Here is a 22,661-nt window from a genome sequence, read left to right as displayed (position 1 = left end):
TTCTGGCTCATTCCATGCTTTCGGACTGGGCGGTTCATCCGCCAATCCCGATGAAATAATACCAAATTCCGCCAAAGGGAAGAGCGGTTGACCTAATGGGCAGCCCGGCATTGTTCCGAATCGCGGCGCCGGGTTAGGCTGCGGCATTGCCCGCACCCAGTGAGTTCCTGCCATGCGCCCGATCCTCCCGACCCTTGCCCTGATGACCTGCCTTGCCACCCCGGCCCCGGCCTGGGAGCTTTACCGGCTGACGGACGATTATGCCGCGACCGGGAACACGGCCGGGGAATATGTCGTCAATATCAGCTGTGTCCGCGATCGCGGCACCCTCTATCTCAGCATTGCGCCCTTCGGGATGGATCGCAGCGCCGTCGACGGCCTCACCAAGGTGAGCATGCAGATCACCCTGCCCGATGGCAGATCCGAGCAGGTCGAGGTTGCGCTGACCCCGGAACGCGACAGCTTCGACGGCCCCTTCCCGGTCCGCGCCGACTGGCTGGCGGCGTTCAAGGACGGGCGCGAGATGCGGGTCAGCCGCACCGATACCGGTCTGGAACTGTTCCGATCCGACATGAAGGGAACCGGTGCCGCGCGGCTTCTGTTCGCGGAACGCTGCGGGATCTGATCACAGGGCCGCAATGTCGCCCTCGGCGCGCGCGGCATGGAAATCCGCCACGAAGGCATCAAGACGGCCTTCCGCGATGGCCGCGCGCAGCCCGGCCATCAGGTCCTGATAGTAATGCAGGTTGTGCCAGGTCAGCAGCATCCCCGAGATCATCTCGCCGGCGCGGAAGACATGGTGCAGGTAGGCCCGCGAATAGCTGCGGCAGGCCGGGCAGGTGCAGGTCTCGTCCAGCGGGCGCGGGTCGTCCTGATGACGGGCGTTCTTGATGTTGATCTGGCCGCGCCGGGTCCAGGCCTGCCCGGTCCGGCCCGAGCGCGAGGGCAGCACGCAATCCATCATGTCGACCCCGCGCTGGACGGCGCCGACGATATCGTCGGGCTTGCCCACCCCCATCAGATAACGCGGCTTGTCCTGCGGCAGAAAACCCGGCGCATAGTCGAGGGTGCGGAACATCGCCTCCTGCCCCTCGCCCACGGCCAGCCCGCCGATGGCATAGCCATCGAAGCCGATCGCCTTCAGCGCCTCGGCCGATTCCTCGCGCAGCTCGCGGGTCACGCCGCCCTGCATGATGCCGAACAGCGCATGCCCCGGCCGGTCGCCAAAGGCATCGCGCGAGCGTTGCGCCCACCGCATCGACATGCGCATGGATTTCGCCACATCCTCGTCACTGGCCGGCAGCGCGGGACATTCGTCGAAACACATGACGATATCGCTGCCCAGAAGCCGCTGGATCTCCATGCTGCGCTCGGGCGTCAGGTGATGCTTGGAGCCGTCGATATGGCTGGCAAAGGTCACCCCTTCCTCGGTCAGCTTGCGCAGCGGCCCGAGGCTCATGACCTGAAACCCGCCCGAGTCGGTCAGGATGGGCCGGTCCCAGTTCATGAACCGGTGCAGCCCGCCCAGCCGGTCGATCCGCTCGGCGCCCGGGCGCAGCATCAGGTGATAGGTATTGCCCAGCAGAATGTCGGCGCCGGTCTCGCGCACCGATTCCGGCAGCATCGCCTTGACCGTGGCGGCGGTGCCGACCGGCATGAAGGCCGGGGTGCGGATCTCGCCCCGCGGGGTGTGGATCACGCCGGTACGTGCTTGGCCATCGGTGGCGTTCAGCGTGAAGGAAAAACGGTCGGACATCTTCAGGGCCTGTGACTGCAACCGGAGGTGCATAGCGATCCTGCCGCCCTATCGCAAGACAAGGCCGGACTGGACCCGGGGCAGAGGTTGCCCTATATAATTTCTCGGAAATGCCAGGATGACGCCATGACCGAACCGCTGATGGAAGGCGCGCCGCTGATCGCGCCCTCGACCACCGATCACCCGCTTTACGAGGCCGTGGTCGAGGCCTGCAAGACCGTCTACGACCCCGAGATTCCGGTCAACATCTATGATCTGGGTCTGATCTACACGATCGATATCAGCCCCGAAAACGAGGTGCGGGTGATCATGACCCTGACCGCGCCGGGCTGTCCCGTCGCGGGCGAGATGCCGGGCTGGGTCGCCGATGCGGTGGAACCGCTGCCGGGCGTCAAGCAGGTCGATGTCGAGATGACCTTCCAGCCGCAATGGGGCATGGACATGATGTCCGACGAGGCGCGGCTGGAACTGGGCTTCATGTAGCCCGCCCGTCAACCGGAGATCTTGAGGCGCGGCGGGCGAGAGCCTATCTCTTGTGGCAGCGCGACAGGAAGGTTTGCCCATGTTTGCCATCCCCGGCAAGGTCCCCGTGACCATCACCCCCGCCGCCGAGCGGCAGATCGCCCGGCTGATGACGGGCAAGGACGCCTTTGGCCTGCGTATCGGGTTGAAGAAGGGCGGCTGCGCGGGGATGGAATACACGATGGAACTGGCCAAGACGGCCGAGAAGGCCGACGAGGTCGTCGAACAGGGCGACGCCCGGGTGCTGATCGCGCCGATGGCGCAGATGTTCCTGTTCGGCACCGAGATCGACTATGAGACCGGGCTGGTGGAATCGGGCTTCCGCTTCCGCAACCCGAATGTCACCGACAGCTGCGGCTGCGGCGAATCCGTCCGCTTCGAGCCGCTGGAAGGCAGCCGCACCAGCGACGGCTGAGCGGCCGCGACTTCCGTCGGGCGGTGATGCGATCGCGGTTGCGCCCGCAGGTGCTTCCTCCTAATTCGGGATGCGAAACCGAAGGAGGATGATCATGGCCCCACGCAAGCTTGCCGCCGGAAACTGGAAGATGAATGGCGATCTGGCCGCGCTGGCCGAGATCGACGCGCTGGCCGAGGCCCATCCCGAACCGGGTTGCGAGGTGCTGATCTGCCCGCCGGCCCTGCTGGTCCATCCGATGAAGGGCCGCGTGGGCGCCCATGCCATCGCCGTCGGCGGGCAGGATTGCCACGCCCGGGCCTCGGGCGCGCATACCGGCGACATCTCGGCCGCGCAATTGAAGGATGCCGGGGCCGATTATGTGATCCTCGGCCATTCCGAGCGCCGCGCCGATCATGGCGAAACCGATGCGATGGTCGCGGCCAAGGCAGCGGCGGCCCATGCGGCCGGGCTGGTCGCCGTCATCTGTGTAGGCGAAACCGAGGCGCAGCGCGATGCGGGCGAAACCCTGGCAGTGATCGGCGCGCAGCTGGCAGGTTCGATCCCTGCGGGGGCAACCGCGGCCAATACCGTCATCGCCTATGAGCCGGTCTGGGCGATCGGCACCGGCCGCACCCCCACGAATGACCAGATCGCCGAGGTTCACGGCTTCATGCGCGACCAACTGGGCGGCCGCGTCGGCGATTCCGGCAATGTCCGCCTGCTTTATGGCGGCAGCGTCAAGCCCGGCAATGCCGCCGAGATCTTCGCGATCGGGGATGTCGATGGCGCCCTGGTCGGCGGCGCCAGCCTGAAGGCCGCGGATTTCAGCGGCATCATCGCCGCCCTCGAAGCGGCAGGCTGACCGGGCCTCTGGCCGGTGCGGGGGCATGGCGTTCCGCCCTGCCCCCGCGCGATCCTCGGCGCGCCGCAAGGATCACCTGCAGTCGGACAAAAGAAAAAGGCCGGGCAATTGCCCGGCCTTTCCGCATTCGGCATGGGATCAGGCGATCACTCGCGATTGCCCATGAACTGCAGCAGGAACATGAACAGGTTCAGGAAATCCAGATACAGCTGCAACGCGCCCATGATGGCGGTCTTGCCGAGGAAATCCTTGTCCGAGCCGGCCAGCTGCAGATAGGTGTTCTTGATGTTCTGCGTGTCATAGGCGGTCAGGCCAGCGAAGATCAGCACGCCGAGGATCGAGATCGCGAACTGCATCCCCGAGCTTTGCAGGAAGATGTTCACGATCGAGGCGACGATCAGGCCGATCACCCCCATGATCAGGAAGCTGCCCCAGCCCGAGATGTCCTTCTTGGTGGTATAGCCCCAGAGCGACAGGCCGGCGAAGGCAATCGCCGTCACCAGGAAGGTCTGCACGATCGAGAAGGCGGTATAGACCAGAAAGATCGAACTGATCGACAGGCCCATCAGCGCGGCGAAGCCATAGAACAGCATGGTCGCGCCCTGCACCGACAGCCGGTTCAGCGCCGCGCCAAAGGCGAACACGACCAGAAGCGGGGCGAACATGATCACCCATTTCAGCGGCGAGGCATAGATTGCCATGCCCAGCTGGGTCAGCTGCCCGCTGGCATCCACCGCGGCGGTGCTGATCCCGTAGGCGGCGACGGCGGTCACACCCATGCCAACCGCCATCAGCCCATATACCTTGTTCATATAGGCCCGCAGGCCCTCGTCGATCACCGCGCTCCGGGTGCCGACGCCCTGCGCAGAGCGGTAAGTGTTGTAATCTGCCATCGATAACTCCCCTGTGAGGCGATCCGGGTATCTGCCCGGTAGATGCGCTTCATATTGGCAGGATGCGGCGGCGATTCAATGCCCGCGATGCGTCAAATGCGCCCCGATCACAGGGTTATCACGATCTTGCCCACGGATTTGCGGTTGCGCAGCATGTCATAGGCATCGGCCAGCCGCTCCAGCGGCATCACCTCGCCTACCGGCGGCCGCAGCCGGCCGGCTTCGAACAGGCCCATCAGCCGCTGCATGCTGCCCGCGAGTGCCTGCGGGTCAAGACTGCGGTACCCGCCCCAGTAGAAGCCGTGGATGGCGATATTCTTGACCAGCGCATGGTTCAGCGGCAACGCCGGGGGACGACCGCCGGCAAAGCCGATGACCAGATAGCGCCCGCCCCGGTGCAGCGCCCCGAAGGCCGCCTCGCCGGCGCTGTCGCCGACCGGGTCATAGACGACATCGACCCCGCCCAGATCGCGCAGCGCAGCCTTCAGGTCCGGGCAGTCGGCGCTGTCGATCACCACGTCAGCCCCGGCGGCGCGGACGGTCTCCAGCCGGCCTGCGCCGCGCGCGATGCCGATGACCCGCGCGCCCATCGCATGTCCGATCTCGACCGCGGTCAGCCCGACGCCGCCCGCCGCGCCAAGCACCGCCAGCGTCTCGCCCGCGCGCAGTGCCGCCCGCCCGTCCAGCGCCAGATGGCTGGTGCCATAGGCGATCTGGAACCCGGCGGCCTGCTCGAAGCTCATCGTCTCGGGGATCTTCTGGCAGGCCACGACCGGCGCCGCCACGACCTCGGCCATCGTGCCCGGCACCCAGAGCGCGACCCGGTCGCCGGGCGCGAAGCCTGACCCGCCGGGCGCCTCGACAACCTCTCCCGCGCCCTCGAGTCCCGGCACGAAGGGCGGATCGGCGGCCTCCTGATACTGCCCCTTCACTTTCAGGAGATCCGCGAAATTGAGGGCAGAGGCCCGCATCCGGATCAGAACCTGCCCCTCACCGGCCCGTGGCGGCCTCGCCCGCCGCAAGACCGGATCCTGACCCAGCCTTTCGACCAGCGCGATTCGCATTTCCTCGTTCATCTTGATCTCCGAAAAATATGACAGCGACTTCATTTGCTTGGACGGCGGCGCGGAAACATGCAGCTTGTGCAATCCAGAACCTGTCTTTTTGGTCAGAAACGGCCCGGTTAACCATGTTGACACTCGATAATTGAGATGGCTTGGGCTACTGCCTCCTTAGATTGCATGAGGTTGAGACGATGAAGCACGGTGTAGATGTTCATGTTGGTAAGCGTATCCGCCATCGTCGTTGGATGATCGGAATGACCCAACAACAATTGGCCGACAAGGTCGGAATCAAATTTCAGCAGATCCAGAAGTACGAGACCGGCATGAACCGGGTCTCGGCGTCGCGGCTGTGGGACATTGCCCAGGCCGTCGATGTCCCGGTCAGCTTCTTCTTCGACGGGCTGCATGAAGGCGAGATGCCGCAACAGGTCGAGGGGGATATCCTGGCCGACAAGGAAGCCCTGCAACTGGTCCGCGCCTATTACGCGATGCCGGCCGCGCAGCGGCGGCAGATCTTCGAACTGGCCCGGGTCCTGTCGGACGCCGCCTGATCAGGCACAGCCTGCCATGGGTTCCGTCGACACGGCATCCGCAGGACAGCCCATGGCAGCAAGCTGGCGATCGTTGAAGCTGGACTGAGGTCGTGAAGGCCATGGCCGCCTCTGGTCGACGCCGCGATAGCCCCGGAGCCAGCTTCCGGTATATGGTCGTGACACGCGCGGCCATCGCCGAAACACTGCCGCGCACCTGCAGGTGCAGTTTGTGCAGGTTCTGTTTTCAAGGTCGATTTCGGTAAGGAATGCGCACGTGAACGACGACAACAACGACCTCCGATTGACCGCGACAGACCCGAAAATCTTAGGAAACTGGCGCTGGCTGGTTGCGATATCTGTCATCCTTTCACTTGCGTATTTTTTCCGCGTCTCCGTGTTCCACAATTATCCAGTCGACTTTCGCTATTTCTGGGCCGCCGGCAGAATGTGGGGTGAAGGGATCGACCCGTATGGGCCGGGCTTCACGCAGATCGCATTGGACCAGTATGGCATGGAGGCGATGCTGCGATGGTTTTACTCGCCGCATACCTGGCTTCTCGCGCGCCCTCTGTCATTGTTCAGCTTCGAGGCGGGACTGCTGATCTGGCGGCTTGCATCCGTCGCCGCGATCCTGTCCAGTGTCGTGCTGTTGTGCAGTCTGGTCAGGTTCAGCAATGCGCGCAGTAAGGTAATCTTCCTGGCTGTCACCTTACTCGGAACGGCATCTTCGCAGGCCTCTTCGATTGCCATATCGATCGGCCAGTTCTCGGCCTTCTCGTTTTTGGCGATAACGCTCTACGTTACCGCGCTGATGACCGATCGGCGCTGGTTGCTGGTCCCCGCGCTGATACTCTTGACGATGAAGGCCAACCTGGCGCTGCCCTTCATCGCATTCGCTCTTGCGGTTCCCCGCTTGTGGGTCCCACTGCTTGTGGCAGGCATACTGTCGATTGTGGCGGCGACTCCCGCCTTCCTCCCCAGCGGCGTGTTGGCCACCATTGAGAACTACATCAATGGAATGATGGCGCATTCCACCGTGTTGGTTAACGACCCTCCGTCGATGACCGGACTGCGCAATTTGCTCATCTACTGGTTCGATATCAACCTCTCCAGCATCGCGGGAACCTTGCTCGCCTGCATCCCGGCCTTCCTGCTCGGGGTCTTCAGTAACGCGTCGCTGTCGCCGCTTCCGGCACGACAGATCAGCCTGATGCTGGTCGCGTCCACGATGTTCTTCATGCCTTTGCATGCCTACGACCTGATGCCGGTTATCGCCTGCATCGTTGCCCTGCCTGCGCTGCCAATCGCGATCCTCATCGGCATCGGTGCCATACTCTATCGCCCGAACGTCTGGACGGACCTCCTCGGCATTGTCGAACTGCCCGGCGGGTCCTACGGCAGCTACCTCATCTCGATGGTCCTGCTTTTCCTCTTGCTGAGTGCGGTGGCTGTCTGTTTCCGGACGATCTGGATCGCACGCAGAAATCGGGCTTCCGAAGTCACCGCCGGTTGAGCTTTTGCCCGGGACGCACTATTGCCTGCTCGCCGAACACATGAGGTTATGGCCCACTCCTTGATAGTATTGGCAGGTTGTCGACGATGCAGGACGCGCAGCAGATCATCGACACGGCGCATGAGATGGCCGATGCGGCGCGGCGCGCGATCCTGCCACTGTTCCGTGATGCCTCGGTCATGGCCGACAACAAGCGGCCGGCCGATTTCGACCCGGTGACCGAGGCCGACCGCGCCGCCGAGATGGCCATGCGCGAGGTTCTGGCACGACGCCGCCCCGAGGACGGCATCTTCGGCGAGGAATTCGGCCAGAGCGAGGGCCGCAGCGGGTTGACCTGGATCCTCGACCCGATCGACGGTACCCGCGCCTTCCTCTGCGGCGCGCCAAGCTGGGGCGTGCTGATCGGGCTCAGTGACGGGCAGCGGATGCGTTACGGTCTCATCGATCAGCCCTATATCGGTGAACGCTTCGAGGGCGGGCTTGGCCGTGCCCGGCTGACCGCCCCCATGGGCGGGCGCGATCTGGCGGTGCGGCGCGGCATCGCGCTGGATCAGGCGACGCTGATGACCACCTATCCCGAGGTTGGCTCGGCCGCCGAGGGCCGGGCCTTTGCCCGCGTCGCCGGGAAGGTGCGGTTGACCCGCTATGGCCTTGATTGCTACGCCTATGCGCTGCTTGCGCTCGGCCATGTCGATCTGGTCATCGAGGCCGGGCTGCAGGCCTATGACATCGCCGGGCCAATGGCGGTGGTCGAGGCGGCCGGCGGGATCGTCACCGACTGGCAGGGCGGCTCGGCCTTGGCCGGCGGACGGGTAATCGCGGCAGCCAGCGCCGAGTTGCACGAGGCGGCCCTAGCACTGCTGAATGCGGATGAGGGACCGGTTCGCGGCAGCGACTGAAGAGACCGGACTGACAGGAGGGCGCATGGCCGAGGAGCAGGATCCCGAGATCGAGAAAGAGCCGGCCGAGCGCACGACTCAGCCCGACCGGGACGAGGACGAGTTCCTGCCCCGCCGCGAATTGCTGGACCAGATCGACGAGGCCATCGAGGCCGAGGACGGCGCAGCGCTGAACGCGCTGCTGGAACCGATGCATGCCGCCGATATCGCAGATATCATCGAACGGCTGCACGGTGCCGAGCGCCGCGCCTTCCTGCAACTCTATTCCGGCGAGATCGACGGCGAGATCCTGTCCGAGATCGACGAGGCGATCCGCGACGAAGTCGTCGAGATGCTGCCCCGCGAGGTGCTGGCCGAGGCCGTGCGCGAGATGGACAGCGACGATGTCGTTGACCTTCTGGAAGACCTGGACGAGCCCGAGCGCGAGGAAATCCTGGCCGCGCTGGACGACAGCGACCGGGCCGCGGTCCAGCAGTCGCTGGCCTATCCCGAATATTCGGCCGGCCGCCTGATGCAGTCCGAGGTGGTCACCGCGCCCGAACACTGGACCGTGGGCGAAAGCATCGATTTCCTGCGTGCCGAGGATTGGCTGCCCGAACAGTTCTATCACATCATCCTGATCGATCCGCGCTGGCATCCGGTGGGCTATGTGACGCTTGGCCGGCTGCTGGCCTCGCGGCGCGAGGTGGCGCTGCGCGACCTTGTGGAGGACAGTTTCCGTACCATCAGCGCCTATGCCGAGGAAGGCGATGTAGCCTATGCCTTCAACCAGTATCACCTGATCTCGGCGCCGGTGGTGGATGCGGATGACCGGCTGGTCGGCGTGATCACCATCGACGACGCCATGTCGGTGCTGGACGAGGAACACGAAGAGGACATCCTGCGCCTGGCCGGCGTCGGCGAGGATTCGGCGATCACCGACACGGTGGTGGAAACCCTGCGCCAGCGCCTGCCCTGGCTGATGGTGAACCTGATCACGGCCATCGTCGCCTCGCTGGTCATCGCGATCTTCGAGGGCACCATCCAGAAGGTGGTGGCGCTGGCGGTGCTGATGCCCATCGTCGCCTCGATGGGCGGCAATGCCGGCACCCAGACCCTGACCGTGGCGGTGCGCGCCCTGGCCACGAAAAGCCTGACCGGCAGCAATGTCTGGCGCGTGGTCCGGCGCGAGGCCATCGTCGGTGTGCTGAACGGGCTGGCCTTCGCGCTGGTCATGGGTGTGGTGGCCTGGGTCTGGTTCGACGGCGTGTCGCTGGCTGCGGTCATCGGCATCGCCATGATCGTCAATCTGGCCATCGCCGCGCTGGCCGGGATCCTGATCCCGCTGGCGCTGGAAAAGGCCGGCGCCGACCCGGCACTGGCCTCGGGCACCTTCGTGACGACGGTGACCGATGTGGTCGGCTTCTTCGCCTTCCTCGGTCTCGCCTCGGCCGTGCTGCTGTGAGCGCGGCGCAAAAGGCCGCGCTGCGCGAACAGGCGCTGGCCGCACGGGCGCGTCAGGGGGGCGACCAGCAAGGCATCGCCCGCAACCTGACCGAGGTACTGGCACCCCATCCCGGCGAGGTCCTGTCAGGCTATTGGCCGATGCGCGGCGAAGCCGACCCGCGCCCGTCGATGGCCGCGCATTCGGGCCGGATCTGCCTGCCCGTGGTCACCGGAAAGGCCGTGCCGCTGGTCTTCCGCGCCTGGGATGGCGGCGCGCTGGAGCCCGGCCCCTTCGGCACCGTGCATCCCCCCGATTCGGCCGCGCTGCTGACCCCCCGGATCCTGATCGTGCCGCTGGCCGCCTTCGACCGGGCCGGGCATCGCCTCGGATATGGCGGCGGATATTACGACAGAACCCTGCAATTGCTGCGGAAATCCGGCCCGGTCACCGCCGTCGGGCTGGCCTTCGCGGCACAGGAATTGCCCGGCATCCCGGCCGAGGTCTTCGACCAGCCACTGGACCTGATCGTGACCGATCGCGAGATTATCCAACCCGGTCAACAGCCTGCCTGACTCGCGCACAACCTGTGGATGAATCGGGGATATCCCTGTGGAGAATGGCTGAATAGCTTTCCTCAATAAATTGATTCAAATAGAAAATGTCGTGGAAGGAACGGGCACCGACCCGTGTCGCATGTAAACCTGTGCACGAATCTCACGCCGATGCGCGGAACAGGCTGTCAACGGGAAACGTCATGATCGTAACGTAAAAAAACTGTTGAAAAACGGTTCGGAAGCCGTCAGCTTGTGCCCTACGGCAAGGCTGCCACAAGATATGGTGGACCAACCAACCAGACCCAAGACGGCCAGCCGGTCCTTGATCGAATACCTCACAGGCGGGGCACCGCCTGCCGTCCTTCTGCGTAGCAGCGAGGCCGGGACAGTCATGTCGGCGGGCGCAGGTCGGGGCGAGGGACAGGAACAAAAAGAAGCTCAGAGGGGCAGGAATGAAGATCGACCGGCGCTTTACGACCACCGAGGGCGGGGCCTATGGTGACATCGCGTTCACCACCACCACCAGCGAGATCCGCAATCCCGACGGCAAGATCGTTTTCCGCAACGAGCATGTCGAGGTCCCGAAGGGCTGGAGCCAGGTCGCCAGCGACGTCATCGCGCAGAAATACTTCCGCAAGGCGGGCGTGCCCGCGGCGCTGAAACCCGTCAAGGAAAAGGGTGTGCCCGAATTCCTGTGGCGCAGCGTGGCCGACGACAAGGCACTGGCGGATCTGCCGGAAGATCAGCGTTATGTCGGCGAAAGCAGCGCCCGGCAGGTCTTCGACCGGCTGGCCGGTGCCTGGGCCTATTGGGGCTGGAAGGGTGGCTATTTCACCGCCGAAAAGGACGCCCGCGCCTATTACGACGAGATGCGCCACATGCTGGCCCGCCAGATGGCGGCGCCGAATTCGCCCCAGTGGTTCAACACCGGGCTGCACTGGGCCTACGGGATCGACGGGCCGTCGCAGGGGCATTTCTATGTCGATTTCAAGACCGGCAAGCTGGTCAAGTCCGACAGCGCCTATGAACATCCCCAGCCCCATGCCTGCTTCATCCAGTCGGTCAGCGACGATCTGGTGAACGAGGGCGGCATCATGGACCTGTGGGTCCGCGAGGCGCGTCTTTTCAAATACGGCTCGGGCACCGGCACCAACTTCTCCAGCCTGCGCGCCGAGGGCGAGTCCCTGTCGGGCGGCGGCAAGTCCAGCGGGCTGATGGGCTTCCTGAAGATCGGCGACCGCGCGGCGGGCGCGATCAAGTCGGGCGGCACCACGCGGCGCGCCGCCAAGATGGTGATCTGCGACATGGATCACCCCGATATCGAACAGTTCATCAACTGGAAGGTCATCGAGGAACAGAAGGTCGCCAGCCTCGTCGCCGGCTCGAAGGCGCACGAGGCGAAGCTGAACGAGATCTTCGCCGCCATCCGGGCATGGGACGGCGACATCGAGGACGCGACCGATCCGGCCAGCAACGATGCGCTGAAATCGGCGATCCGCGCCGCCAAGAAGGCGATGATCCCCGAAACCTATGTCAACCGCGTGCTGCAATATGCCCGGCAGGGTTTCGACAGCATCGAATTCCCGACCTATGACACCGACTGGGACAGCGAGGCCTATATCACCGTCTCGGGCCAGAACTCGAACAACTCGGTTCGCGTCACCGACGCCTTCCTCGATGCCGTGCGCGAGGACAAGCCGTGGGAACTGCTGCGCCGTACCGATGGCAAGGTCGCCAGGACGATCAGCGCGCGCGAGCTGTGGGACCAGATCGGCCATGCCGCCTGGGCCTGCGCCGACCCCGGCATCCAGTTCCACGACACCGTGAACGCCTGGCATACCTGCCCCGAGGACGGGCCGATCCGGGGTTCGAACCCGTGCAGCGAATACATGTTCCTCGACGATACGGCCTGCAACCTGGCCTCGATGAACCTGCTGAAGTTCTGGACCGGCGATCAGTTCGACGCCGATGGCTATGTCCATGCCACCCGGCTGTGGACCGTCACGCTGGAGATCAGCGTGCTGATGGCCCAGTTCCCCAGCCGCGAGATCGCGCAGCGCAGCTATGACTTCCGCACGCTGGGGCTGGGCTATGCCAATATCGGCGGCCTGCTGATGAACATGGGTTACGGTTATGACTCGATCGAGGGCCGGGCACTGTGCGGCGCGCTGACCGCGATCATGACCGGCGTGGCCTATGCCACCTCGGCCGAGATGGCGGCCGAACTGGGCGCCTTCCCGGGCTACAAGAAGAATGCCGACCACATGCTGCGGGTGATCCGCAATCACCGCGCCGCCGCCCATGGCATCGGCAACTATAACGGCATCAATGTCCGCCCGGTGGAACTGGACGACGAGAACTGCCCCGATGTCCGTCTGGTCGCCATCGCCCGCGAGGCCTGGGACGAGGCGCTGACCCTGGGCGAGGATCACGGCTTCCGCAACGCGCAGGCGACCGTGATCGCGCCGACCGGCACCATCGGTCTGGTGATGGATTGCGACACCACCGGGATCGAGCCCGATTTCGCGCTGGTGAAGTTCAAGAAGCTGGCCGGCGGCGGGTATTTCAAGATCATCAACCAGTCGGTTCCGGCCGCGCTCGAGATGCTGGGCTATGGCAGCGCCCAGATCGAGGAGGTCATCGCCTATGCGGTCGGCCACGCCAGCCTCGGGAACTGCCCCGGCATCAACCATACCGCGCTGGCCGGCCACGGCTTCGGCGCGCGCGAGATCGAGAAGGTCGAGGCCGCCCTTGCCACCGCCTTCGACATCCGCTTCGTCTTCAACCAGTGGACGCTGGGCGAGGAATTCTGCAAGGGCACGCTGGGCATCCCGGCCGAAAAGCTGAACGATCCGGGCTTCGACCTGCTGCGCCACCTGGGCTTTACCCGCGCCCAGATCGACGCCGCCAACGACCATGTCTGCGGCACCATGACGCTGGAGGGCGCGCCGCATCTGAAGGCCGAGCATCTGCCGGTCTTCGACTGCGCCAATCCCTGCGGCAAGAAGGGCAAGCGCTATCTGTCGGTCGACAGCCATATCCGGATGATGGCCGCCGCGCAGTCCTTCATCTCGGGCGCGATCAGCAAGACCATCAACATGCCGAACGACGCCACCATCGCCGACGCGCTGGCCGCCTATGAACTGTCCTGGTCGCTGGGCATCAAGGCCAACGCGCTTTACCGCGACGGCTCGAAACTGTCGCAACCGCTGGCCGCGGCGCTGGTCGCGGATGACGAGGAGGCCGAAGAAATCCTCGCCACCGGCAACCCGCAGGAAAAGGCCGCCGTCATCGCCGAGAAGATCGTCGAGAAGATCATCGTCAAGGAGGCCGTGCGCAGCCACCGCGAGAAACTGCCGCAGCGCCGCAAGGGCTATACCCAGAAGGCGGTGATCGGCGGGCACAAGGTCTATCTGCGCACCGGCGAATACGACAACGGATCCTTGGGCGAGATCTTCATCGACATGCACAAGGAAGGCGCGGGCTTCCGGGCGATGATGAACAACTTCGCCATCGCCGTCTCGGTGGGCCTGCAATACGGCGTGCCGCTGGAGGAATTCGTGGACGCCTTCACCTTCACCCGCTTCGAGCCGGCGGGCATGGTGCAGGGCAATGACAGCATCAAGAACGCCACCTCGATCCTCGACTATGTGTTCCGGGAACTGGCGGTCAGTTATCTGGACCGCACCGACCTCGCGCATGTGAAGCCCGAGGGCGCGCGCTTCGACGAACTGGGCGGCGGCGAGGCGGAAGGCCAGAACGTCACCCCGGTCAGCGAACAGGCCGAACTGAAATCGCTGACCATGCTGAAGCAGATCAGTTCTGCCGGCTATCTGCGCAAGCGGCTGCCGCAGGATCTGATGGTGCTGCAGGGCGGCGTGTCGACAACAGCGGTGGCCGCCGGCCTGACCGACGGCGCGGTCAGCCTGCGCACGGCCAGCGTGACCACGACCGCGACCACGCTGGATGCCCGCTCGAAAGCCAAGATGCAGGGCTACGAGGGCGATCCCTGCGGCGAATGCGGCAACTACACGCTGGTGCGCAACGGCACCTGCATGAAGTGCAACACCTGCGGCGCAACGTCGGGGTGCAGCTGATCCCATAGGGGCCGGTTCGCCGGCCTCCGTTTTTGTCAGGCGAAGGTCGCGGAACTTCCTCCTCACCGCGCCCCTATCGAAGCAGCCAGCCGCCCGGCAAGAGGCGCGCAGCCTGACACCAGCCCCCCGCATTCTGGCAGCGAATGCGGGGGGTAATTTTTCCGAACGGCCGGTCATGCGGGGCCGGGCGCGAGGCCGATAACGCCCCCCCTTCCGGCCATGCCAACTTTCATGCGGGCGATGCGGCCCCGTCTCGCCTATCGTTCGGGGTCCGACCAGTCCGAGGCCGGAATGTTGCGGCGTTGCAGGCGCAGGGCCAGCCCCAGGCCGACACCGACCCCGATGGCGACCGTCAGATCCACCAGAACCGTCAGCGTCATGGTGAGTATCATCAGCAGCAGATCGGACCGCCGCTCGGCCAGATAGCCGCGCCACTTGTGCGGCTCGCTCATGTTCCAGGCGGTCATGATCAGCAGCCCGGCCAGCGCCGGCATCGCCATGCGCCCGACCAGGGGCGCCGCCACATACATGATCACCAGAATCGTCAGGGCATGGATCAGCCCCGCCACCGGCGTCTTTCCACCGGCGCGGATATTGGTCGCCGTCCGGGCGATGGCGCCGGTTGCCGGCAGCCCCCCGAACAACGACGATCCGATATTGGCCATGCCCTGCGCCAGCAACTCGGCATTGGGCCGGTGCCGTCCCGCGATCATGCGGTCGGCGACCATTGCCGACAGCAGCGACTCCACGCCCGCCAGAAAGGCGATGACCAGCGCCGAGGGCAGAAGATCCGGCAACTGGCTGAGATCGAATGCCGGGATCGCGGGGCTTGGCAGGGAATTCGGCAACTCGCCGAACTGTGTCCGGATCGTCTCGACCGGCAGATTCGCGAAGGCAACCAGAGCGGATGTCAGCACGATGGCAACGATCAGGCCGGGCAGCCTGGGCGCAGCGCGGCGAAAGACGACGATCAGGACCATGGTCGCCAGACCGATCAGCGCCGCGGCGATCGAGCCCGTCTCTCTTGCCGCCCAGAGAACGTCGATCTTCGCCAGGAAATCGGCCGGCACCTCGGCCACCTTCAGTCCGAAGATGTCCTTCAGCTGGCTCGCCGCGATGACCACGGCGATGCCCATGGTGAAACCGTTGATGACCGGCTCGGGGATCAGCCTGATGAGGTTGCCGGCGCGAAAATACGCCGCGACCAGCAGGATCAGCCCTGCCATGAAGGTCGCCACGACCAGCCCGTCATAGCCGTGCCGGGCGATCACGTCATAGACGACGACGATGAACGCTCCGGTCGGCCCGCCGATCTGCACGCGGCTTCCGCCAAGCAGCGAGATCAGGAAGCCGGCGACGATGGCGGTGACCAGCCCGTCGGCCGGCTCCGCCCCCGAGGCAATCGCAATCGCAAGGCTCAGCGGCAGGGCGACCATGGCGACGGGCACGCCTGCAACCGCATCCTGCAGGAACAGTGCGCGCGAATAGTCGGACAGTGTCGTGATGATCTTCGGTTTCATGCCGCGACAATAGCTGCTGCCGCAACGGATGCCAGCCGCGATCGCGGCGCCCGCCCCGGCCGGATCGGCAGCCGCCGGAACCGGAGCTTGCCGCCCGGTCATTCGAGCCGCGACGGCCCTACAGCCCGTTCGGGTGCATCTGCGTCCAGAGGGTGGCCCAAAGCGCGGTCCCGGCGACGGCGACAATGGACAGCACCAGGACCAGGCGGCGGTGATTGATCATGTGGCGAACGGCATCGGCCGCCACGCCCGAAACGGGGCGATCCCCCGCCTCTCCCGCCTCAAGCAGCGGCAGCAGACGGCGGGCCAGAAGCACGCGCAGCCAGAACAGCACCGCGAAGGGCAGCAGCAGAAGCGTCAATGCCTGCGCGAATTCAAGCCCGTAGCGAAAGCCGAAGAGCGCCAGCGAGGTCAGCAGGAACGAGACGACGCCAAGGAAGATCGCGCCCTCGCGCGCGCCCAGCCGCCAGCGCGGCAGGGTCAGCGACAGCCAGTCCAGCAGGGCGATGACGGCGGGGCCTTCGGGCTCGCCCGCCGCCCGTGCGCGGCAGGCGCGGGCCAGAACCTCGGACGGCACGCCCAGCACGTTGCGCCCCACCGCCGACCACATGCCGATCAGCACCAGCCAGAACCAGACGGTCCCGAAAGAGCGGCTGTCCAGCAGGCTGATCAATCCGTCAAATTGCGGCACGCAGCATTCCTTGTTCTTGATCGCGCGCGACCTTAGAACGTTGGCGAGCCAAGGGAAAGCGCCTGCCGCCCGTCCCGACCGACCAAAAGGATCCCGCCATGGCCCGACCGATCATTGCCCCCTTCCCCGCCACGAGGCTGCGCCGGATGCGCCGCAACGCCAATCTGCGCGCCATGGTGACCGAGACAGGCCTTGCGCCCGCCAATCTGATCTGGCCGATCTTCGTGACCGAGGTCGCCGGCGCCGAGGGCGAGATCGCCTCGATGCCCGGGGTCGAGCGGCTGACACTGGACGGTGCCCGGCGCGCGGCCGAGCGGGCGGCACGTCTGGGCATTCCGGCGATCTGCATCTTTCCGCATTCGGATCAGGACCTGAAGACCGAAACCTGCGAGCGCGCCTGGGATCCGGACAACATCGGCAACCGCGCCATCCGCGCGATCAAGGAAACCGTGCCCGAGCTGGCGGTGATGACCGATATCGCGCTGGATCCCTACAACATCAACGGCCATGACGGATTCGTCGTGGATGGCGAGATCGTCAATGACGAAACCGTCGAGGCGCTGGTGAAGATGGCGCTGGTTCAGGCCGAATGCGGCGCCGACATCCTTGGCCCCAGCGACATGATGGATGGCCGCATCGGCGCCTTGCGCATGGCGCTCGAGTTGGACGGCTACAGGGATGTGGCGATCCTGTCCTATGCGGCGAAGTTCGCCAGCGCCTTCTATGGCCCGTTCCGCGACGCGGTCGGGGCCTCGGGGCGGCTGGTCGGCGACAAGAAGACCTATCAGATCAACCCCGCCAACCGGGCCGAGGCGCTGCGCTGCGTCGCCCGTGACCTGGCCGAGGGCGCCGACATGGTGATGGTCAAGCCCGGCCTGCCCTATCTGGATATCTGCCGCGAGGTGAAGGACCGCTTTGACGCGCCGACCTTCGCCTATCAGGTCAGCGGCGAATACGCGATGATCGAGGGGGCGATCCGCGCCGGCTGGCTGTCGCGCGAGGTGATGCTGGAAAGCCTGCTGGCCTTCCGCCGCGCCGGCTGCGACGGGATCCTCAGCTATTTCGCGCCTGCCGTGGCTGAAATGCTGGCATGATCGCTGCGTCTCGCGTATCGTTCCGCGCAACGGGCCGTCAGTGCCCGATTGAAACAAGCGAGGCGACAAAATGAGCAAATCCAACATGATGACCCGGCGCGGCCTGCTGGCGGGCGGCGGCGCGATGCTGGCCCTTGCGGGCTGCACCAATGCCGTGGGCTCGAACGCCGCGGCGCAACTGGATGCGCGGGTGGACCAGACGCATCAGTATCTGCTGCAGAACTATCCGACAGCGGCGCCGCTGGTGCAGAACGCCAAGGGTGTCCTCTACATGCCGCTGATGACCGAGGCGGCCCTGGGTGTCGGTGCGGCCTACGGTCAGGGGGCGCTGCGCATCGGCGGGGCGACGGTCGACTATTATTCGGCCACCCAGGCCACCTTCGGCTTTCAGGCCGGTGCCCAGCAATATGCGCATGTGCTGATCTTCCAGACCGATACCGCACTGGCCGCCTTCCGCGCCGCCAGCGGCTGGGTCGCGGGGGCCGACGCCTATTACGCCATCCCGGCCGGCGGCATGTCGCTGGGGGCCGATACGATCACCGCGCAATTGCCGGTGGTGGCGATGATCTTCGGGCAGGCCGGGCTGATGGCCGGCGCCGCCATCGAGGGGACGAAATATTCGCGCATCATCCCCTCCTCGCTGGTGGCCATCGGCGGGACCGGCGCGCCCCCGGGCTGAGGCGCCGCCTCAGGTCGCCGTCAGATGCCGCAAGCCGTGGGTCACATCGGCCCGCACCGCCAACCGCAGCGCCGGCTCATCCCCGGCGCGCAGCGCGGCCAGGATCATCCGGTGATGGCGCGGCGGTTCGTTGCGCCTGACACGGCCGTATAGCGCCCGCATGGTCGGGCCAAGCTGCAGCCAGATCGTCTCCAGCATGGCCAGCATCGCCGGCGCCTGAGCCCGCAGATACAGCATCCGGTGAAAGTCCAGGTTGCAGCGGATATAGCCGACCGCGTCATGCCGCTCGACCGCGTCGGCGATGCGGCCGTTCATCTGCGCCAGCCGGTCGATCAGCGCGAAATGCGCCCGCGGCAGGGCGCGGGCGGCCAGTTCCGGCTCGATCAGCGCCCGCAGCGCGGCAAGTTCCTCGATCCGCTCATCCGACAGTTCCGGCGTGGCGATACGCCCCGAGGCCGACAGGGTCAGCGCCCCCTCGGCCGCCAGCCGCCGCACCGCCTCGCGCGCGGGCGTCATCGACAGATGATATTCCCGTGCCAGCCCACGCAGCGTCAGTGCCGCGCCGGGCGCCAGTTCGCCCAGCATGATGCGGCTGCGCAGGCTGCGGTACAGGCGCTCATGCGCGGCGGGATCGGTGGTGCGTGTGGCGGTCATGCCACATCTGTGATCACAAACCGCATGGCGGTCAATCGCGGAATTTCCACATCAGCAGATCCGCGCCATTGCGACGCAGCCAGTCGCGCCGCGGGCGGAAGTCGGGCATCAACCGCTCGACCGCGGCCCAGAAGCGCGGCGAGTGGTCCATATGCGCCAGATGCGCAACCTCGTGGGCGGCGACATAGTCCAGCACCGCGGGCGGCGCCATCGCCAGCCGCCATGAGAACATCAGCCGCCCATCCGCGGTGCAACTGCCCCAGCGAGAGCGCGTGTCACGCAGGGCGATGGCGCGGAAGGGCCGGCCCAGCGACGTGGCGTGACGGTCGCAGGCATCATGAAGGCGCCGATGCGCCAGATGCTTGAGGAACGCCTGCACCACCGACCCGACCGCCCGCCCCTCGGGGATCAGCAGCCTGTCGGGTTCCAGCCGCGCCGAGGGAACCGGCGCCGGGACCATCTGCCGCGGCACCCCCTCGACCGGGATCGCCACGCCATGCGCGGCCCGCTGCGGCACCGGCCGCCGCGCGGTCGCCTGCAGCAACCAGTCGCGTTTCGATTCGGCAAAGGCGCGCCCCTCGCTGAGGGCGACATGACGCGGCAGGGTCAGCACCGCGTCGCCGCCGTCGCGCGGTACCCGCAACGTCATCCGCCGCGCCCGGCCCGAGCGGCGCAGCGCTATCCGCAGCCCGCCCGCGATGGTGATGCCGTCGTCCATCCGCCCTGCCCGCCCCCTTAGCCCGGAAAAGCCTTTGACACCCCCGCAATGCTGTGGCAGGGGACGCCAAATTCCCTAATCGCGGCGGAAGGAGATTACCATGCCCAAAGAGGAATGGGGCACGAAACGCCTGTGCCCGCATTGTGCGACCCGGTTCTACGACCTGCGGACGAATCCGATGACCTGCCCTGCATGCGGCAACCAGTTCACGCTGGAAAGCATCACCGAAGGGCGCGGCAAGAGCCTTGTCAGCGAAAAGGCCTCGGCCCGGGATTCCGATGATCTGGTCGACGATGACGACGAGGATCTGGACGATGACAGCGGCGATCTGGACGACGATCTGCTGGAGGAGGACGATGACGACAGCGATGTCTCGCTGGACGACATCGCCGATGTCGCGGACGACGATGAGGACTGATCGACCGTCCCTGCCGCAGCGAGCGGCCCGGCAGACGCAGGCGCGGCCGATGGGCCGCGCTTTTGCGTTTCTGCGTGCCCGGCACGGTTGATCGCCCCCGAGGCCGCCCGGTGGGCCTGCGCGCCTCAGACCTGCAGCATGCGCCGGAACAGGTTCTCGAGATAGAGTTCGGCCTCGGCGAAGGGATCATGGCCCGGCCCCAGAACCGCGCGCACCTGGACCTCGAAATCGGCATAATGCTGGGTCAGCGCCCAGATCGAGAAGATCAGGTGATGCGGTTCGACCTGCGCCAGCCGCCCCTCATCGATCCAGGCGGCCAGAATCGCCACCGTCTCATCGACCAGCATGCGCAGCCGTCCGCCCAGAATCTCGTTCAGATGCGGGGCACCCTGCAGGATCTCATAGGCGAAAAGCCGGCTCTCGCGCGGAAAGTCGCGGGACAGGCGCAGCTTGGCCGAGACATAGTCCAGCACCTCGTCCAGGGGGTCGCCCCTGGGGTCGATCGCCAGCATCGGCGCAAGCCACATGTCCAGAAGCGCCGTCAGCAGCGTCTTGTGGATCTCGTCCTTCGAGCCGAAATAATACAGCACATTCGGCTTTGACAGTCCCGCCGCCTCGGCGATCTGGTCGATGGTCGCGCCCCTGAAGCCGTTGGCCGAAAATGCGGTCAGGGCGCCTTCAAGAATCCGTTCGCGGTTCTTCTGCTGGATCCGGGTCAGTTGCGGCTCGTTCTGATCAGTCATCGTCCATCCTGCTCTGACATGGTTCTTTTCTGAGCAGATGATTGCGATTTGTCACGCCCGGACTTGCATGCTTGACTGGTCCAAGGGGCGTGCTAGCCTGATCCTGACCGTTCGGTCAGCATTTCATGGGATGGTGCCGCCATGCCGCCCGACCGCCATTTCGCCCCCGGCGCCACCAGCCGCATCAGGACACCGCGCCCCGTGGCCGGTACCTCTTCACGGCGCGGAAATCGCGCGCATAATGTCCTCTTGCGGCCGCGTGTTTCCGGCGGGTTCGGAGGGACAGGCTGAAGCATCCCATCCCGCCACCCCGCGCCAAGACGGGACGGCCAGACAGGAAGGACGAGACATGACCGACAGCAGTGGCACGGCCTCCGCCGCCAACATGAAGATCGATGGCGACCGGCTGTGGGACAGCCTGATGGAGATGGCGAAGATCGGCCCGGGTATCGCCGGCGGCAACAACCGCCAGACCCTGACCGATGCGGATGCCGAGGGCCGCGCCCTGTTCCGCAGGTGGTGCGAGGAAGCCGGGATGACCATGGGCCTCGACCGCATGGGCAACATGTTCATGCGCCACGAGGGCGAGGATCCGTCGCTGGACCCGGTCTATATCGGCAGCCACCTGGATACCCAGCCGACGGGCGGGAAATATGACGGTGTGCTGGGCGTGCTGTCGGGGCTGGAGGTGATTCGCTCGATCCGCGACATGGGGCTGAAGACGCGCCGGCCGGTCGTGGTGGTGAACTGGACCAATGAGGAAGGCACCCGCTTCGCGCCGGCCATGCTGGCCAGCGGCGTCTATGCCGGGATGCATACCGAGGATTTCGCCAATGCCCGCGAGGATGCCGAGGGCAGGACATTCGGGGCGGAACTGGACCGCATCGGCTGGCGCGGGGCCGAGGATGTCGGGGGCCGGCCGATACATGCGATGTTCGAATATCACATCGAGCAGGGTCCGATTCTGGAAGCCGAGGGCAAGCAGATCGGCGTGGTGACGCATGGCCAGGGCCTGTGGTGGCTGCAGGTCACGCTGACCGGCAAGGAGGCGCATACCGGCAGCACGCCGATGCACATGCGGGTGAACGCGGGCCTTGGCATGGCGCGGATCATCGAGGCCGCGCATCGCATCGCCATGGACCATCAGCCGAATGCCGTGGGCGCGGTGGGTCAGGCCAATGTCTATCCGAACAGCCGCAACGTGATCCCCGGCCGCGCGGTCTTCACCATCGACTTCCGCTCACCCGAACTGGACAAGCTGACCTCGATGCGCGCACGGTTGGAGGCCGAAGCCCCGAAGATTGCAGCCGAACTAGGGCTGGGGATCGAGATCGAACCGGTCGGCCATTTCGACCCGGTGACATTTGATGCGGGCCTGGCGCAGACGCTGCGCGAGGCTTCGGAGCGGCTGGGCTACAGCCATATGGATATCGTCAGCGGCGCGGGCCACGACGCCTGCTGGATCAACCGCGTCGCGCCGACGGTGATGATCATGTGCCCCTGCGTGGACGGGCTGAGCCATAACGAGGCCGAGGAGATTTCGCCGGAATGGGCGAGTGCCGGGGCGGATGTGTTGTTGCACGCTGTGCTGGACGTGGCGGAGATTGTCCGCTGAGACAAGGGAAAGC

22 protein-coding genes are annotated in these 22,661 nt (G+C 65.7%); 14 read left to right on the top strand and 8 right to left on the bottom strand.

Going from position 1 to position 22,661, the window contains the following annotated elements; translation table 11 throughout:
* The first annotated feature begins 172 nt into the window (after positions 1 to 172).
* On the top strand, positions 173 to 625 hold the full coding sequence (locus KNW02_RS06845) for a hypothetical protein (protein ID WP_216032517.1): 453 nt from the start codon (positions 173 to 175) through the stop codon (positions 623 to 625).
* On the opposite strand, the gene tgt is transcribed toward KNW02_RS06845, so the two are convergent.
* Positions 626 to 1,756, bottom strand: a complete 1,131-nt coding sequence (gene tgt, locus KNW02_RS06840) for a tRNA guanosine(34) transglycosylase Tgt (RefSeq protein WP_216032516.1) — start codon at positions 1,754 to 1,756, stop codon at positions 626 to 628. It abuts the gene before it with no gap.
* A 126-nt stretch (positions 1,757 to 1,882) separates the two neighbouring features.
* Between tgt and KNW02_RS06835 the strand changes: the two genes are divergently transcribed.
* From KNW02_RS06835 to tpiA, 3 genes are all read left to right on the top strand, one after another.
* On the top strand, positions 1,883 to 2,239 hold the full coding sequence (locus tag KNW02_RS06835) for an SUF system Fe-S cluster assembly protein (protein WP_216032515.1): 357 nt from the start codon (positions 1,883 to 1,885) through the stop codon (positions 2,237 to 2,239).
* 79 nt (positions 2,240 to 2,318) lie between these two features.
* Positions 2,319 to 2,693 (top strand): HesB/IscA family protein, encoded by a 375-nt coding sequence (locus KNW02_RS06830; protein ID WP_216032514.1) that lies wholly within the window; start codon positions 2,319 to 2,321, stop codon positions 2,691 to 2,693.
* Between the two features lie 94 nt (positions 2,694 to 2,787).
* Positions 2,788 to 3,537: a triose-phosphate isomerase gene (tpiA, locus tag KNW02_RS06825; RefSeq protein WP_216032513.1), complete on the top strand. Its 750-nt coding sequence runs from the start codon at positions 2,788 to 2,790 to the stop codon at positions 3,535 to 3,537.
* Positions 3,538 to 3,683: 146 nt separating this feature from the next.
* Here tpiA and KNW02_RS06820 read toward each other — a convergent pair whose 3' ends face one another.
* Together KNW02_RS06820 and KNW02_RS06815 are read right to left on the bottom strand one after the other, a co-directional pair.
* Positions 3,684 to 4,430: a Bax inhibitor-1/YccA family protein gene (locus tag KNW02_RS06820; RefSeq protein ID WP_216032512.1), complete on the bottom strand. Its 747-nt coding sequence runs from the start codon at positions 4,428 to 4,430 to the stop codon at positions 3,684 to 3,686.
* Between the two features lie 107 nt (positions 4,431 to 4,537).
* On the bottom strand, positions 4,538 to 5,506 hold the full coding sequence (locus KNW02_RS06815; protein WP_216032511.1) for an NADPH:quinone oxidoreductase family protein: 969 nt from the start codon (positions 5,504 to 5,506) through the stop codon (positions 4,538 to 4,540).
* Positions 5,507 to 5,685: 179 nt separating this feature from the next.
* Between KNW02_RS06815 and KNW02_RS06810 the strand changes: the two genes are divergently transcribed.
* The 6 genes from KNW02_RS06810 (at position 5,686) to KNW02_RS06785 (ending at position 14,516) form a co-directional block, all read left to right on the top strand.
* Positions 5,686 to 6,045 carry a helix-turn-helix domain-containing protein gene (locus tag KNW02_RS06810; RefSeq protein WP_216032564.1) on the top strand — a complete coding sequence of 120 codons (360 nt, stop codon included), beginning with the start codon at positions 5,686 to 5,688 and terminating at the stop codon, positions 6,043 to 6,045.
* A 256-nt stretch (positions 6,046 to 6,301) separates the two neighbouring features.
* Positions 6,302 to 7,540: a DUF2029 domain-containing protein gene (locus KNW02_RS06805; RefSeq protein WP_216032510.1), complete on the top strand. Its 1,239-nt coding sequence runs from the start codon at positions 6,302 to 6,304 to the stop codon at positions 7,538 to 7,540.
* A gap of 86 nt (positions 7,541 to 7,626) precedes the next feature.
* Positions 7,627 to 8,439 carry a histidinol-phosphatase gene (gene hisN, locus KNW02_RS06800; RefSeq protein WP_216032509.1) on the top strand — a complete coding sequence of 271 codons (813 nt, stop codon included), beginning with the start codon at positions 7,627 to 7,629 and terminating at the stop codon, positions 8,437 to 8,439.
* A gap of 25 nt (positions 8,440 to 8,464) precedes the next feature.
* Positions 8,465 to 9,883 carry a magnesium transporter gene (gene mgtE, locus KNW02_RS06795; protein WP_216032508.1) on the top strand — a complete coding sequence of 473 codons (1,419 nt, stop codon included), beginning with the start codon at positions 8,465 to 8,467 and terminating at the stop codon, positions 9,881 to 9,883.
* Positions 9,880 to 10,437, top strand: a complete 558-nt coding sequence (locus KNW02_RS06790) for a 5-formyltetrahydrofolate cyclo-ligase (protein WP_216032507.1) — start codon at positions 9,880 to 9,882, stop codon at positions 10,435 to 10,437. The genes mgtE and KNW02_RS06790 overlap by 4 nt, the downstream gene beginning before the upstream one ends.
* Before the next feature lie 434 nt (positions 10,438 to 10,871).
* The gene (locus KNW02_RS06785) at positions 10,872 to 14,516 is read left to right on the top strand and encodes a vitamin B12-dependent ribonucleotide reductase (RefSeq protein WP_216032506.1); all 3,645 of its coding nucleotides are present in this window, start codon (positions 10,872 to 10,874) and stop codon (positions 14,514 to 14,516) included.
* Between the two features lie 257 nt (positions 14,517 to 14,773).
* Here the strand turns inward: KNW02_RS06785 and KNW02_RS06780 are convergent, their stop codons facing one another.
* Positions 14,774 to 16,036 carry a SulP family inorganic anion transporter gene (locus KNW02_RS06780; RefSeq protein ID WP_216032505.1) on the bottom strand — a complete coding sequence of 421 codons (1,263 nt, stop codon included), beginning with the start codon at positions 16,034 to 16,036 and terminating at the stop codon, positions 14,774 to 14,776.
* 118 nt (positions 16,037 to 16,154) lie between these two features.
* Positions 16,155 to 16,727, bottom strand: a complete 573-nt coding sequence (locus KNW02_RS06775) for a hypothetical protein (protein WP_216032504.1) — start codon at positions 16,725 to 16,727, stop codon at positions 16,155 to 16,157.
* Positions 16,728 to 16,825: 98 nt separating this feature from the next.
* Here KNW02_RS06775 and hemB point away from each other — a divergent pair, with 98 nt between their 5' ends.
* Positions 16,826 to 17,821, top strand: coding sequence for a porphobilinogen synthase (hemB, locus tag KNW02_RS06770; protein WP_216032503.1), 996 nt, complete (start codon positions 16,826 to 16,828; stop codon positions 17,819 to 17,821).
* A 70-nt stretch (positions 17,822 to 17,891) separates the two neighbouring features.
* Entirely contained in the window at positions 17,892 to 18,500 is a 609-nt protein-coding gene (locus KNW02_RS06765) for a lipid-binding SYLF domain-containing protein (RefSeq protein WP_252733511.1), read from the top strand.
* Positions 18,501 to 18,509: 9 nt separating this feature from the next.
* On the opposite strand, the gene KNW02_RS06760 is transcribed toward KNW02_RS06765, so the two are convergent.
* Together KNW02_RS06760 and KNW02_RS06755 are read right to left on the bottom strand one after the other, a co-directional pair.
* The gene (locus tag KNW02_RS06760) at positions 18,510 to 19,154 is read right to left on the bottom strand and encodes a GntR family transcriptional regulator (protein WP_216032502.1); all 645 of its coding nucleotides are present in this window, start codon (positions 19,152 to 19,154) and stop codon (positions 18,510 to 18,512) included.
* A gap of 31 nt (positions 19,155 to 19,185) precedes the next feature.
* Positions 19,186 to 19,872, bottom strand: coding sequence for a M48 family metallopeptidase (locus KNW02_RS06755; protein ID WP_216032501.1), 687 nt, complete (start codon positions 19,870 to 19,872; stop codon positions 19,186 to 19,188).
* A 100-nt stretch (positions 19,873 to 19,972) separates the two neighbouring features.
* On the opposite strand from KNW02_RS06755, the gene KNW02_RS06750 reads away from it, so the two are divergent.
* Positions 19,973 to 20,290 (top strand): FYDLN acid domain-containing protein, encoded by a 318-nt coding sequence (locus KNW02_RS06750; protein ID WP_216032500.1) that lies wholly within the window; start codon positions 19,973 to 19,975, stop codon positions 20,288 to 20,290.
* 125 nt (positions 20,291 to 20,415) lie between these two features.
* Here KNW02_RS06750 and KNW02_RS06745 read toward each other — a convergent pair whose 3' ends face one another.
* Positions 20,416 to 21,033, bottom strand: a complete 618-nt coding sequence (locus KNW02_RS06745) for a TetR family transcriptional regulator C-terminal domain-containing protein (RefSeq protein WP_216032499.1) — start codon at positions 21,031 to 21,033, stop codon at positions 20,416 to 20,418.
* 349 nt (positions 21,034 to 21,382) lie between these two features.
* Here KNW02_RS06745 and KNW02_RS06740 point away from each other — a divergent pair, with 349 nt between their 5' ends.
* On the top strand, positions 21,383 to 22,648 hold the full coding sequence (locus KNW02_RS06740; RefSeq protein WP_216032498.1) for a Zn-dependent hydrolase: 1,266 nt from the start codon (positions 21,383 to 21,385) through the stop codon (positions 22,646 to 22,648).
* Positions 22,649 to 22,661 lie beyond the last annotated feature (13 nt).

This window comes from Paracoccus marinaquae (genome assembly GCF_018860165.1).
Taxonomy (GTDB): domain Bacteria; phylum Pseudomonadota; class Alphaproteobacteria; order Rhodobacterales; family Rhodobacteraceae; genus Paracoccus; species Paracoccus marinaquae.
Note: the sequence above shows the minus strand (reverse complement) of the source record. Positions and strands in the feature narration are given on the sequence as shown.

Bases quoted from the DNA above. Each gene is read 5' to 3' on its own strand.
- KNW02_RS06845 (WP_216032517.1), top strand. From the start codon at position 173: ATGCGCCCGATCCTCCCGACCCTTGCCCTGATGACCTGCCTTGCCACC.
- tgt (WP_216032516.1), bottom strand. From the start codon at position 1,756: ATGTCCGACCGTTTTTCCTTCACGCTGAACGCCACCGATGGCCAAGCA.
- KNW02_RS06835 (WP_216032515.1), top strand. From the start codon at position 1,883: ATGACCGAACCGCTGATGGAAGGCGCGCCGCTGATCGCGCCCTCGACC.
- KNW02_RS06830 (WP_216032514.1), top strand. From the start codon at position 2,319: ATGTTTGCCATCCCCGGCAAGGTCCCCGTGACCATCACCCCCGCCGCC.
- tpiA (WP_216032513.1), top strand. From the start codon at position 2,788: ATGGCCCCACGCAAGCTTGCCGCCGGAAACTGGAAGATGAATGGCGAT.
- KNW02_RS06820 (WP_216032512.1), bottom strand. From the start codon at position 4,430: ATGGCAGATTACAACACTTACCGCTCTGCGCAGGGCGTCGGCACCCGG.
- KNW02_RS06815 (WP_216032511.1), bottom strand. From the start codon at position 5,506: ATGAACGAGGAAATGCGAATCGCGCTGGTCGAAAGGCTGGGTCAGGAT.
- KNW02_RS06810 (WP_216032564.1), top strand. From the start codon at position 5,686: ATGAAGCACGGTGTAGATGTTCATGTTGGTAAGCGTATCCGCCATCGT.
- hisN (WP_216032509.1), top strand. From the start codon at position 7,627: ATGCAGGACGCGCAGCAGATCATCGACACGGCGCATGAGATGGCCGAT.
- mgtE (WP_216032508.1), top strand. From the start codon at position 8,465: ATGGCCGAGGAGCAGGATCCCGAGATCGAGAAAGAGCCGGCCGAGCGC.
- KNW02_RS06785 (WP_216032506.1), top strand. From the start codon at position 10,872: ATGAAGATCGACCGGCGCTTTACGACCACCGAGGGCGGGGCCTATGGT.
- KNW02_RS06780 (WP_216032505.1), bottom strand. From the start codon at position 16,036: ATGAAACCGAAGATCATCACGACACTGTCCGACTATTCGCGCGCACTG.
- hemB (WP_216032503.1), top strand. From the start codon at position 16,826: ATGGCCCGACCGATCATTGCCCCCTTCCCCGCCACGAGGCTGCGCCGG.
- KNW02_RS06765 (WP_252733511.1), top strand. From the start codon at position 17,892: ATGAGCAAATCCAACATGATGACCCGGCGCGGCCTGCTGGCGGGCGGC.
- KNW02_RS06760 (WP_216032502.1), bottom strand. From the start codon at position 19,154: ATGACCGCCACACGCACCACCGATCCCGCCGCGCATGAGCGCCTGTAC.
- KNW02_RS06755 (WP_216032501.1), bottom strand. From the start codon at position 19,872: ATGGACGACGGCATCACCATCGCGGGCGGGCTGCGGATAGCGCTGCGC.
- KNW02_RS06750 (WP_216032500.1), top strand. From the start codon at position 19,973: ATGCCCAAAGAGGAATGGGGCACGAAACGCCTGTGCCCGCATTGTGCG.
- KNW02_RS06745 (WP_216032499.1), bottom strand. From the start codon at position 21,033: ATGACTGATCAGAACGAGCCGCAACTGACCCGGATCCAGCAGAAGAAC.
- KNW02_RS06740 (WP_216032498.1), top strand. From the start codon at position 21,383: ATGACCGACAGCAGTGGCACGGCCTCCGCCGCCAACATGAAGATCGAT.